Annotated in this window: 11 protein-coding genes; 8 read left to right on the top strand and 3 right to left on the bottom strand. The window is 39.2% G+C overall.

Features of this window, described 5'->3' with window-relative positions; genetic code table 11:
* The first annotated feature begins 2 nt into the window (after window positions 1-2).
* Entirely contained in the window at window positions 3-776 is a 774-nt protein-coding gene (gene pstB, locus ACNKXV_RS00830; RefSeq protein WP_417905804.1) for a phosphate ABC transporter ATP-binding protein PstB, read from the top strand.
* A gap of 11 nt (window positions 777-787) precedes the next feature.
* Window positions 788-1,468, top strand: a complete 681-nt coding sequence (gene phoU / locus ACNKXV_RS00835; RefSeq protein WP_417905805.1) for a phosphate signaling complex protein PhoU — start codon at window positions 788-790, stop codon at window positions 1,466-1,468.
* Window positions 1,469-1,678: 210 nt separating this feature from the next.
* Here phoU and ACNKXV_RS00840 read toward each other — a convergent pair whose 3' ends face one another.
* Window positions 1,679-3,205: a hypothetical protein gene (locus tag ACNKXV_RS00840; protein ID WP_417905806.1), complete on the bottom strand. Its 1,527-nt coding sequence runs from the start codon at window positions 3,203-3,205 to the stop codon at window positions 1,679-1,681.
* A gap of 430 nt (window positions 3,206-3,635) precedes the next feature.
* On the bottom strand, window positions 3,636-5,561 hold the full coding sequence (gene dnaK / locus ACNKXV_RS00845; RefSeq protein WP_417905807.1) for a molecular chaperone DnaK: 1,926 nt from the start codon (window positions 5,559-5,561) through the stop codon (window positions 3,636-3,638).
* A gap of 211 nt (window positions 5,562-5,772) precedes the next feature.
* Between dnaK and ACNKXV_RS00850 the strand changes: the two genes are divergently transcribed.
* From ACNKXV_RS00850 to ACNKXV_RS00860, 3 genes are all read left to right on the top strand, one after another.
* The gene (locus tag ACNKXV_RS00850; RefSeq protein ID WP_417905808.1) at window positions 5,773-7,206 is read left to right on the top strand and encodes an L-serine ammonia-lyase; all 1,434 of its coding nucleotides are present in this window, start codon (window positions 5,773-5,775) and stop codon (window positions 7,204-7,206) included.
* 15 nt (window positions 7,207-7,221) lie between these two features.
* Window positions 7,222-7,914 carry a CPBP family glutamic-type intramembrane protease gene (locus ACNKXV_RS00855; RefSeq protein WP_417905809.1) on the top strand — a complete coding sequence of 231 codons (693 nt, stop codon included), beginning with the start codon at window positions 7,222-7,224 and terminating at the stop codon, window positions 7,912-7,914.
* Window positions 7,915-7,976: 62 nt separating this feature from the next.
* Complete coding sequence (locus tag ACNKXV_RS00860; protein ID WP_417905810.1) at window positions 7,977-9,005, top strand: formylglycine-generating enzyme family protein; 1,029 nt, start codon at window positions 7,977-7,979, stop codon at window positions 9,003-9,005.
* Here the strand turns inward: ACNKXV_RS00860 and ACNKXV_RS00865 are convergent.
* On the bottom strand, window positions 9,002-9,460 hold the full coding sequence (locus tag ACNKXV_RS00865; protein WP_417905811.1) for a nuclear transport factor 2 family protein: 459 nt from the start codon (window positions 9,458-9,460) through the stop codon (window positions 9,002-9,004). The two genes, ACNKXV_RS00860 and ACNKXV_RS00865, sit on opposite strands and share 4 nt — an antisense overlap.
* Window positions 9,461-9,525: 65 nt before the next feature.
* Here ACNKXV_RS00865 and panB point away from each other — a divergent pair, with 65 nt between their 5' ends.
* From panB to ypfJ, 3 genes are read left to right on the top strand one after another with little or no spacing between them, the layout of a single operon-like run.
* A complete protein-coding gene (panB, locus tag ACNKXV_RS00870; protein WP_417905812.1) occupies window positions 9,526-10,344 on the top strand; it encodes a 3-methyl-2-oxobutanoate hydroxymethyltransferase in 819 nt (272 codons plus the stop codon).
* On the top strand, window positions 10,344-11,048 hold the full coding sequence (locus tag ACNKXV_RS00875) for an RluA family pseudouridine synthase (RefSeq protein ID WP_417905813.1): 705 nt from the start codon (window positions 10,344-10,346) through the stop codon (window positions 11,046-11,048). Before panB ends, ACNKXV_RS00875 begins: the two co-directional genes overlap by 1 nt.
* Window positions 11,049-11,099: 51 nt before the next feature.
* A complete protein-coding gene (gene ypfJ / locus ACNKXV_RS00880; protein WP_417905814.1) occupies window positions 11,100-11,942 on the top strand; it encodes a KPN_02809 family neutral zinc metallopeptidase in 843 nt (280 codons plus the stop codon).
* The last annotated feature ends 1 nt before the right edge of the window (window position 11,943 follow it).

Consider the following 11,943-nt stretch of genomic DNA (forward strand, 5'->3'; position numbering starts at 1 on the left):
TTATAGACAGCGACCTTCAAAGGAAATATAAATTACAGGCTAAAGACGTTAAGGTCTGGTATGGTGACTTCATGGCTATTAAAGGTGTGAATATGAACATCAAGGCCAACAAGGTTACCGCATTCATTGGCCCTTCAGGTTGTGGGAAATCTACTTTTTTAAGGTTATTTAATCGTATGAACGATTATGTTGACGACTTTAGAATGGAAGGCGAAATAAGGATAGATAATGAGAACATTTATGATAAGGATATAAATGTTGAACAGTTGCGGAAGCAGGTTGGAATGGTTTTTCAAAAACCTAACCCTTTCCCAAAATCCATATTCGAGAATGTTGCCTACGGCCTAAAGATCCAGGGGCTTAAGGATAAAAACTTTTTAAAGGAAAGAGTTGAAGATTCGCTTAAGCAGGTTGGTTTATGGGATGAAGTGAAAGATGACCTTAATAAGTCGGCTCTTGCTTTATCAGGTGGTCAGCAACAAAGGCTATGTATCGCCAGAACTCTGGCCGTGGAACCATCCATCATTTTAATGGATGAGCCAACTTCAGCTTTAGACCCTATCTCTACAGCGAAGATCGAAGACCTTATTTACAAGCTTAAAGAAAAGTATACGATAGTAATTGTAACCCATAATATGCAACAGGCTAGTAGAATTAGTGACAGCACTGCCTTTTTCTATATGGGTGATCTTATTGAATACGATAAAACGAATAAAATTTTCACCGTTCCGGAGAAACAGCAAACTGAGAATTATATCACAGGCCGTTTCGGATAAAAATTTGAACTATGATAAACTTAAACGAACACAGGGATCTGCTTAAACAGTATGGCCTTGAGATGTTTAATCTCTGCAGGAAACAATTAAAGAAATCCAGAGAAGCATTTATAAATCATGACCACGACCTTGCCGAGGATGTTTTACATTCAGAAAACAGGGTTAATAGTCTGGACCTTAAAATTGACCGGGATTGTGAACGCTTCATCGCTTTGCATAATCCGGTAGCCGTAGACCTTAGATTTGTACTTGCTTTAAGAAAGATAAATTTTGACCTAGAACGAGTTGGTGATCATGCTTACGGGCTCGCAAAATATATTGTAGAAGTTGACACTCCGGTGGCTCAGGAACTGCGCGACCAGTTGCAGTTTGACGAAATGTACGATTCTGCTCTTTCCATGCTGGACGATATACAGATTGCCTATCAGGATGAAGATGCTCAAAAAGCCAGAAAAGTATTTAAAAAGGATAAGTTGCTGAACAAGATCAACCTTAACTCCTTTTCTGTGATATCTGAACAGGTTAAAAAAGATCCTCAGAATATCGATCAGTATTTGTTACTGTTCTCTGCTATCAAGAAAATTGAAAGAGTTGGAGATCTTATCACAAATATTGCCGAAGAGATCATTTTTTATATGGAGGCTGAAGTGCTTAAACACAGCAAAAAGAAAGGTTCCAAAAAATCCAAATAATCATATTTCGGATTTAGCCGGATAATTGATTCCAAATTGGTTCGCGGGACTTTCAGAAGTTAATAAAAACCTGGTTCGAAAAGTTTCAAAAAAACCTTACCACATTCTATTTGTGGTAAGGTTTTAATTTTTAAAGAAAAATTTGACCTGCTGTTAACAAATATTCAATGCCCGATTCTTCATAACGAATCATAGTCCATTGAATTTTTATTAAATACAGAGATCTTCCTCATATTCTATTATTTCCTCATCCAAAACAATGATCTCTCCGGCGGGAGTAATTCGCAAATGAAATCTGTTTATTTGTAATGGTGCACAACTGCTTACTATTTTTCTCACCACTAATTCATAGCCACTGCAACCTTCTTTAACAGCTCCATCGGTAATATTATTTGGAGACCAGTAATAATCATTGGCGAGAGCCCAAAGTAAAGCATCACCTTTAGAATCTATATTTCCTAAAAATTCCTTCAATTGATCATCTGTGGTTATTAACTCATTTACACCATTCATTTGCTGCCTGATGAATGTATAACAGCCCGCAGGTGGGCATCCAAATACAAACCCTCCATCAGCAATAAGTGAATTGAAAACATTGATACAATCTTGCACATCTGCTGCACCGGCGCATAGATCACCCTGTGAGAAACTAAATAAGATTTCATCCAGATATGTTATTATTTCAAAATAATCGATCGGATCATTCGGATTGATTGTTTCATAGAATGAAGATTCCGGAATAGCCTCAAAAACTCCACAATCAGAAATATCATCGGTACAATTAATAAATAAATGAACATATTCACTGGTTTCTCCATCATCATTTAATAAAGCCTGAACTTCATTCCAGGTTAGAGTACCCGATGTTGATTCACCATCTGCCTCGCCGTAATTTTCATCCCAATCCATTAGGGTCGCAACATAATATAAGTAAGGCTCATCATCTCCTTCGTTATCATGCGGCGCAGGTATACCCAGACAAATTGGTTCAGCATAATATTCACCATCGATTCCATTTACAGGCATTTCACCTGAATAAAGCAAAGTACCATTCGCATTGGAGCCGTAATAAATATCAAGACTGTAATTAGCTGTAAAATGCCTCCCGGAGTCTGAACAGTAATTGGCAAAAAAGCAAAGATTATAAATAGGAACCTGAGTTATATCAAAAAACTGATATCCATATAGATTTACTCGCCTGTCATCAAAACACAGCATTTCAATATTGGTATATGTTTTAGAACCTGCCCTTAGATCCCAGGAATATGGTAAAGGATTTTCAACAATATCGGCAAAATCACTTCCTATTTTAGGTGCTGCCCAAATAATCACCCCTGGGCTATCATTGACATTGGTCCAAACCAGGAATTCGTTTAAAGTTATTTCAACTGTCTTGGACCCGGTTGGGATCGGGATTTCCAGGGCTTCATTATAAGCTGTAAAAAAACCATTTTCGTCTTCCAGAATTTCAACTATCACATCTACAACCACATCATCTTCCCCATAGGTTAACGAAATCTGGGCAAAACCCGGGTCATCATCCATACATTCCGGAATATCATTTAAAGACTGTCTCGTTTGCTGATTATAAAGATCGTTTAAAACCGGGCCTAATTGAACCACTGCTACATTTTCAGTGAGGGGGTTATCTAACATAGGTTTTTCATCCTTACTACAGGAAATGATCAACATTCCCAAAGCCAGCATTATGAATTGCTGCAATCTTCCATTTTTCATAATTATTTAATTTGATTGGTTAATAACAATGCAATGTGGAGTGAATCAAAACATATAGAATGTTTTCTCATTCCGCCGGGAGGATAAAATAGTAGGGATTGAAAAATTTTAATCTAAGAGTAATCGGGACTAAAACGAGTATAAAATTATATGAACTTAATAAAAATCAGGATGGGGGATTTCCTTTAATTAACACCTGCTATGCATAATATTTTAGGTTCTATGTTTTAAAAACGTAATTATTACTGGTAAAATACTTGCCTATAAATCGTGTTTATGATGAGTTCCCATTAAAACCATATGGAAAACAAAAAGCCCCGCATAACTGCGGGGCTTTTCACCTTTATTCTAATTCGATTTCCTGAAGATCCCTCGCCAGGCTCGGGACAACCGGTTTACATAATTTTGTTTTTACAAAATTTGTTTTCAATTATTTAACTTCTTCGAAATCTACGTCTTCTACATCGTCTCCATCCTGAGCACCTTCAGTACCGCCACCGGCAGGACCTTGTTGTGCACCACCCGGCTGACCGTTTGCGCCACCCTGAGCTTCTGCCTGAGCTTTGTACATTTCTTCAGAAGCAGTTTTCCATGCTTCGTTGATCTTGTCTAAAGCCGGCTGAATGGTTTCAACTTCTTTGGTTTCATAAGCTTTCTTCAGTTCTTCTAAAGCTTCTTCGATTGGCTTCTTCTTATCGTCAGAAAGTTTATCTCCAAATTCTTTCAGTTGCTTTTCCGTCTGGAAGATCATTGCATCAGCTTCATTAAGCTTATCAACTTTCTCTTTTGCTTTCTTATCAGACTCAGCGTTAGCTTCAGCCTCTTTCTTCATTTTCTCGATTTCTTCTTCTGTTAATCCTGAAGAAGCTTCGATACGAATATCCTGAGACTTACCGGTAGCTTTATCTGTTGCGCTTACTTTAATGATACCGTTGGCATCAATATCGAAAGTCACTTCAATTTGAGGTGTTCCTCTTGGCGCTGGTGGAATTCCATCTAAGTGGAATCTACCAATTGTTTTGTTATCTGCTGCCATTGGACGCTCCCCTTGAAGTACGTGGATTTCTACAGAAGGCTGATTGTCTGCCGCAGTAGAGAAGGTTTGTGACTTCTTAGTTGGGATCGTTGTATTTGATTCAATAAGTTTAGTGTTAACACCACCCATAGTTTCAATACCTAAAGAAAGTGGAGTTACATCAAGAAGCAATACATCTTTTACATCTCCTGTAAGTACACCACCCTGGATAGCTGCTCCAATTGCAACAACCTCATCCGGATTTACTCCTTTAGAAGGTTTCTTACCAAAGAATGCTTCTACTTCTTCCTGAATCTTAGGAATACGGGTAGAACCACCAACAAGAATTACCTCGTCAATATCACTTTTAGAAAGACCTGCATCGCTAAGTGCTTTTTTCACCGGCTCCATAGATCTTGTTACAAGTTCTGAAGCTAATTGCTCAAACTTAGAACGAGTGATTGTTTCTACAAGGTGTTTTGGTCCGCTGGCAGTAGCAGTTACGTATGGAAGGTTGATTTCTGTTTGAGAAGAAGATGATAATTCGATCTTCGCTTTCTCAGCAGCTTCCTTCAAACGCTGAAGTGCCATTGGATCTTTTCTAAGGTCGATATCTTCTGCCTTCTGGAAGTTATCTGCAAGGTAATCGATCAATACTTCATCAAAGTCATCTCCACCAAGGTGAGTATCACCATTTGTAGAAAGTACTTCAAATACACCGTCACCTAATTCAAGAATCGAAATATCGAACGTACCACCACCAAGGTCATACACAGCGATCTTCTGGTCCTGAGATTTTTTATCCAATCCATAAGCCAATGCCGCAGCAGTAGGCTCGTTTATAATTCTTCTTACTTTAAGACCTGCGATCTCACCAGCTTCTTTAGTTGCATGACGCTGAGAATCGTTAAAGTATGCAGGAACGGTAATTACCGCTTCTGTTACTTCCTGTCCTAAATAATCTTCAGCAGTTTTCTTCATTTTTTGAAGTACCATTGCTGAAAGTTCCTGTGGAGTATAAAGACGACCATCGATATCCACTCGTGGAGTATCGTTATCACCTTTAGTTACTTTATAAGGCACTCTTCCTGCTTCTCTTTCAGACTCAGAGAATCTGTTCCCCATGAATCTTTTAATAGAAGCTACGGTTTTTGTTGGGTTAGTTACCGCCTGACGCTTTGCAGGGTCACCAACTTTTATTTCACCACCTTCTACAAATGCGATTACAGAAGGAGTTGTTCTTTTACCTTCGGCATTAGGTATCACCGTTGGTTCGCTACCTTCCATTACGGCAACGCAGGAGTTGGTGGTACCCAAGTCAATTCCAATTACTTTACTCATAACTATATAACTTGTTTTTTACGTTAGTTTATCAATTTTACACTCACAAGAAGTCAATCATTATGCCACTGCAAATCTTATGACATAGTGTCACTTTTCTTGCAGATCTACTGTCGGTTGATATCCTTCAAAAAACAGCCTTATTATTTTTTCAATTTTTAAGGAGTAGGATTATCAAATCCTTATTTTTGTTGCCAAATAAATATTCTGAATGCGAAAAATTGAATGTATTAGCGTGTTTGACATGCTAAAGGTGGGTGTAGGACCATCTAGTTCTCATACTTTAGGACCATGGAGAGCCGCTCAACGTTGGATAGCTGAATTAAAGAATAAGGAAAGATTTGACAGTGTAGATAAAATACATATTGACCTGTATGGATCTTTAAGTCTTACCGGAAAAGGCCATGCAACAGATATCGCTACCCTGCTTGGATTGCTGGGACATGACCCTGTAACCATGGATATCGCCCTTATCGCTTCAGAAATTGAAAGGGTAAAAACTTCGGGTAAACTTCTTTTAAATGGAGAACGGGAAATAGATTTCACTTTTGCTGAAGATATTAAGTTTAACCGAAAATTTCTCGAATTCCATCCTAATGGAATGACCTTTAGAGCTTGCCTGGAAAATGGCAAAAAAACTTCCTCTTCATTCTATTCTATTGGAGGCGGATTCGTTGTCAAAAAGGAACGGAAGAATGCCAGTAAGAAAATGAAGAATTTTCAGGAGTTTCCTTTTCCTATTGAAAAAGCTACAGAATTACAGGCTTACTGTAAGGCTGAAAACAAACCGATTTCATCCATCGTTTTAGAAAATGAACGCTCCCTAAGAACGGATGCTGAAATTGACGCAAACCTAAAGCAGATCTGGCAGGTTATGCTGGAGTCCATGTATATTGGTTGCCATACTGAAGGAACATTACCGGGCGGATTGAATGTAAAAAGACGTGCCTTTGAAATGCATCAGCGTTTAATAGGCGACACAGCCTATACCAGCGTGGAAGACTGGATCCCGGCTATTCGTCAAACCGAAGTGAAATTCCGTCAGATCTTAAAATGGGTTAGCTGTTTTGCACTTAGTGTAAATGAAGTAAATGCATCTTTAGGTCGGGTGGTTACGGCTCCAACCAATGGTAGCGCCGGAACGGTACCTGCGGTATTGATGTATTATTTAGTGATCGAGAATCACGATGCAACTTTCGAAGATATCAAACGATTCATGCTTGTTGCAGGTGAAATTGGAAGCCTTTTCAAAAAAGGTGCAACCATTTCTGCAGCAATGGGTGGATGCCAGGCCGAGATTGGAGTTTCCTCTGCCATGGCTGCAGGGGGATTGACAGAGTTAATGGGTGGTACGCCGGAACAGGTATTAATGGCCAGTGAAATCGCCATGGAACACCATCTTGGTTTAACCTGTGATCCAATCGCCGGTCTTGTACAGGTGCCTTGTATTGAGCGAAATGCCATGGGGGCCATTAAAGCCATTAATGCTGCTGAAATTGCCATGGAAAGTGATGCCAGCAAAGCAAAAGTTCCACTCGATAAAGTGATCGAGACCATGTGGGAAACCGCAAAGGATATGAATAAAAAATATAAAGAAACCTCTGAAGGTGGGCTGGCAGTGAAAGTGAGTTTAAGTGACTGCTAAAATCTTAAATTTCTATTGAACATATTAGTACAGCATAATTCATGGACAAAATTAAAGAACCTCTTCAGGAACTTTGGTTTAATGATCTTATGCTATTTCCTGTTCTTTTTTATTCTGAGACTATTAGATCTTTTTGTAGTTGATATCGATATTGATAAGTACCGGCAAACTGAACTTTTTGAACTTCTAAAACAGCACCCCTGGAAATTTGCTTTCATGGCTGTGATAGTAGCTCCGGTACTGGAAGAGGGACTTTTTAGAAGTTTGTTAAAACCATCTGCAGCAAGTCTTAAGTTCTTTCTATGTACCATATTATATGTAATTGGACTACTGCTAATTCCGGAAGAGGCGCATTGGGGTTTAAAATACGGTCTGCTTTCCGGTATCCTTTTTTTAATTTATTATGCCCTTGGAGAATTCATACCTTCCCCCATGTATAAAAAACTGTGCTACTGGCTGCACAGGTATTACCTTTGGATCTGGATCGTGGGCGCCATAATTTTCGGCTTTGTACATATCTTCAATTATGTAGATACCTTTCAAATAAACCTCATTCTTATTGCCCTGATCTTCCCCAGAATTATCGCAGGATTTTTCTTCGGAAAAGTCAAAGTTGAAAACAAAGCTTTGATTTGGCCAATTTTGATGCATAGTTTAAATAATTCCATGGCTTTAATTTTCATATTGCCGTTTACCTTATCTCAATAAGTTTCAGATTTTTACTAATATTGACCGTCTTTAAACATACCACCAGATAATAAGTACCTGTAATGACTTTTAAAACTTTTAGCATAATTATCCTTCTTCTTTGCATTACAGTATTTTTAGCATGTAAAGAAGAAAGGGGAATTGGGCGGGAAGCAATCCTGACAGAACAGGTAGAAGTTCCCGATTATCACCAGGCTTATATTAAAGAGATCTCTTATATCAAAACCAGACCAGATTCTGCTTCTACTGATGGAATGGTAAAAATGAAAGGGGGTACTTATATGATGGGCGGTAATGACTCCCTGGCACGTCCAAACGAATTTCCACGTCACAAGGAAAAGGTAAAAGATTTATGGGTGGATAAAACTGAAGTTACCAATGCACAATTCAGAGAATTTGTTGAAGCCACAGGCTATGTAACCACTGCAGAACGCTCTTTTGAAATAAAAGGAAAAAAATACCAGCCCGGAGCGCTTGTGTTTGATCCTTATAATCCGGAATGGTGGTGGAAATTTACGAAAGGTGCTAACTGGAAACATCCACAAGGTTCGGAAAGCAATATTGACGGTAAGGATGATCATCCTGTAGTACAGGTCTCCTGGTATGATGCTATGGCTTATGCCAAATGGGCCGGAAAAAGACTGCCCACTGAAGCTGAATATGAATATTTTAACCGGGCAGGAAATGATACTCTGGTTTATAACTGGGGAAATGAATTGGATCTTGCTTCTCCCCGGGCCAATTATTTCCAGGGAGATTTCCCACACAATAATTTAAACCTGGACGGGCATCAGAAAACAGCTCCTGTGAAAAGTTTTCCTCCAAACAAATTCGGACTTTTTGAAACATCAGGGAATGTTTGGGAATGGTGTCTTGATACCTATCACGCTGATGCTTATTCGAATTTAGAGAATCGAATTGATGGCTATTTTAAGGAATACGACAATATGCAACAGGAAAAAGTAATTCGCGGAGGTTCTTTCCTTTGCAGCAATAGTTACTGTACGGGTTATAGAAATGCTGCCAGAATGAGCTCAGTTCCGGATACCGGATTGGAACATACTGGCTTTAGATGTGTAAAAGACCTTTAATCACATCCCTCCTTTTCTCGGGTATCGATTAAATAAACGATCCTCCACTCGCCTTCAAATTTTACTAATTGGAAAGTATTGACTCCACAATGAGAAAACTTTCCGTTAAAATGGAAACTGTACGGAGTATTCACCGTAGCCATTAATCCATTTTCCTCTACCCTAAATTCATGAATGGTTTCTTTAAACTCAGCATCTGGTGGGATTGAAGCAATTCCTTTAATAAATTTTCCGTACTCTTCAGTCACGAGAACCGTCTTGCCGGCTTTATCTTTTGAAACCGACTGTAGTCTGGCTTCTTGATGTGCCATTTGCTTTAATCGAATGGTATCCTGGTCATGGAATGCTTCAAAGAAATTTTCTACAAATTTTTCGGGCGTTTCTTCTGAAGAATTTGTCTGAGCGATTGAACTGTAACCAATAAGCATTAGTATACAAAAAAGATATTTTTTCATTGAAGCCTTGTTTTTGAATGTGGGACTCGAATTTACTACTTTTACTGAAATTTAAAATATACTAAATGTCTGTTGCAAAAAAGGAGTATAAGCGTATCACCACAAAGTCTCTGGTAGACATGAAATCCAATGGTGAGAAGATAAGTATGCTTACGGCATATGATTTTACCATGGCGCAGATCGTGGATGGAGCCGGGATAGATGTGATCCTGGTGGGTGACTCGGCAAGTAACGTAATGGCCGGTCATGAAACTACGCTGCCAATTACTTTGGATCAAATGATCTATCATGCAACGAGTGTTGTTAGAGCCATCAACCGGGCACTGGTTGTGGTAGACCTTCCTTTTGGAAGTTACCAGAGTGATCCCAAAGAAGCTCTAAGATCGGCAATTAGAATAATGAAAGAAAGCGGTGGACATGCCGTAAAACTAGAAGGAGGAAAAGAAGTAAAGGAAAGCATTAAAAGGATCATGCATGCCGGGATTCCTGTTATGGGACACTTAGGTCTTACTCCGCAATCCATTTATAAATTCGGGACATATACCGTACGTGCTAAAGAAGAAGAGGAAGCCGAAAAGCTGAAATCTGATGCTAAAATGCTTGAGAAAATTGGATGTTTTGCAATTGTTTTGGAAAAGGTTCCTGCCAAACTTGCCAAAGAAGTGGCTGAAAGCTTAACCATCCCGGTAATAGGAATTGGAGCCGGAAATGGAGTGGACGGGCAGGTACTTGTAGTACATGACATGCTGGGAATGACGCATGAATTTAATCCGCGTTTTTTACGCCGTTATGCAGACCTGCATGGTGAAATGACCAAAGCTTTTCAAAATTACAGAGATGATGTTAAAAGCAAATCCTTTCCATCAGACGACGAACAGTATTAATGAGTTTGGAAAACACACATTCTACCAAGGACAATCTTCAGGTATTACATGAAGATAACCATATCATAATCGTAAATAAAAGACCCGGAGATATAGTTCAGGGTGACAAGACCGGTGATAAACCTTTAAGTGAGGTGGTAAAATCTTATTTAAAGGAGAAGTATAACAAACCCGGGAATGTGTATCTGGGGGTGGTTCACAGGCTGGACAGACCCACCAGCGGGATCGTGGTTTTCTCAAAAACTTCAAAAGCCCTTCCCCGCCTGAATAAACTGTTTCAGGATAAGAAAGCTAAAAAAACCTATTGGGCCATCGTTAAAAATGAACCGCCTCAACCTTCAGGAGAGCTGATTCATTATATGAAAAGGAATCAGAAACAAAATAAGTCCTACGCTCATAAAAATGAAGTTCCTGATTCTAAAAAAGCCATTCTTGATTACAGGTTAATATTGAAACTTGACAATTATTTCCTTCTGGAAGTAGATCTTCATACCGGAAGACACCACCAGATACGCAGTCAGTTATCCTCAATAGGTTGCCCTATAAAGGGAGATCTTAAATATGGTTTTGATCGTAGTAATAAGGATGGAAGCATACATCTGCATTCCCGGGAATTGGTCTTTACGCACCCGGTTAAAAAAGAAACCATTCATATAACTGCTCCCCCTCCATCTGACCCAATATGGGTCGCTGTTATGATTTAATTTAGAGTTTGATGTTTTTCTAATTAGTATTTTTATAGAAAATATCAAATTATGAAATGGCGAGGTAATAGACGAAGCGGTAACGTAGAAGATCGACGAGGTTCCTCCGGGAAAGGCAAACTCATAGCCGGTGGGGGAATAATAGGAGTAATTTTTGTAATTGCTCAGTTCGTATTAAGCGATGGAGATATTTCAGTCCTAAATCAACTTGGCGGCACAGGTGAACCTGCTGAAACGCGGGAATTAACTTCAGAAGAAAAAGAACTGGGAGCATTTTCTGAAACGCTTCTTGCCTATACTGAAGATACCTGGAATGAAATTTTTTCTGAAAGCAATCGCCAATACAGAGAACCCGGATTAGTTTTATTTTCAGATGCAGTGCAAACGGCCTGTGGAAGTGCATCATCTGCCAGCGGACCTTTCTACTGCCCTGCCGATCAAAAAATATATATGGATCTTAGGTTTTTTCAGGAACTCAAAAGCCGTTTTGGAGCTAAAGGTGGAGATTTTGCAATTGCCTATGTAATGGCTCATGAGGTAGGTCACCATGTTCAGCATCTCCTGGGAACCGCCGGTAAAGTGAGGAATTTACAACAACAGGTTGGTAAAACTAAAGCGAATGAACTATCTGTAGCTCTGGAACTTCAAGCCGATTTCTATGCCGGTGTCTGGGCTCATTTTAACAAACAATATCTGGAAGAAGGTGATATCGAAGAAGCTCTAAGTGCAGCCAATGCGGTTGGAGATGATGCCATCCAAAGAAGAACTTCCGGTAGCGTAAATCCGGATTCCTTTACCCATGGAACTTCTGAACAGAGAAAAAAGTGGTTTATGAAAGGTTTTAGAACCGGCGATTTTAAACAAGGAGATACTTTTGATAGGATTTTAAATTAGC

It is taken from the genome of Christiangramia aquimixticola (assembly GCF_048285835.1).
GTDB lineage: Bacteria > Bacteroidota > Bacteroidia > Flavobacteriales > Flavobacteriaceae > Christiangramia > Christiangramia aquimixticola.

Bases quoted from the DNA above. Each gene is read 5' to 3' on its own strand.
- ACNKXV_RS00840 (WP_417905806.1), bottom strand. From the start codon at position 3,205: ATGAAAAATGGAAGATTGCAGCAATTCATAATGCTGGCTTTGGGAATG.
- ACNKXV_RS00860 (WP_417905810.1), top strand. From the start codon at position 7,977: ATGACTTTTAAAACTTTTAGCATAATTATCCTTCTTCTTTGCATTACA.
- ACNKXV_RS00850 (WP_417905808.1), top strand. From the start codon at position 5,773: ATGCGAAAAATTGAATGTATTAGCGTGTTTGACATGCTAAAGGTGGGT.
- ACNKXV_RS00865 (WP_417905811.1), bottom strand. From the start codon at position 9,460: ATGAAAAAATATCTTTTTTGTATACTAATGCTTATTGGTTACAGTTCA.
- ACNKXV_RS00875 (WP_417905813.1), top strand. From the start codon at position 10,344: ATGAGTTTGGAAAACACACATTCTACCAAGGACAATCTTCAGGTATTA.
- panB (WP_417905812.1), top strand. From the start codon at position 9,526: ATGTCTGTTGCAAAAAAGGAGTATAAGCGTATCACCACAAAGTCTCTG.
- ypfJ (WP_417905814.1), top strand. From the start codon at position 11,100: ATGAAATGGCGAGGTAATAGACGAAGCGGTAACGTAGAAGATCGACGA.
- phoU (WP_417905805.1), top strand. From the start codon at position 788: ATGATAAACTTAAACGAACACAGGGATCTGCTTAAACAGTATGGCCTT.
- dnaK (WP_417905807.1), bottom strand. From the start codon at position 5,561: ATGAGTAAAGTAATTGGAATTGACTTGGGTACCACCAACTCCTGCGTT.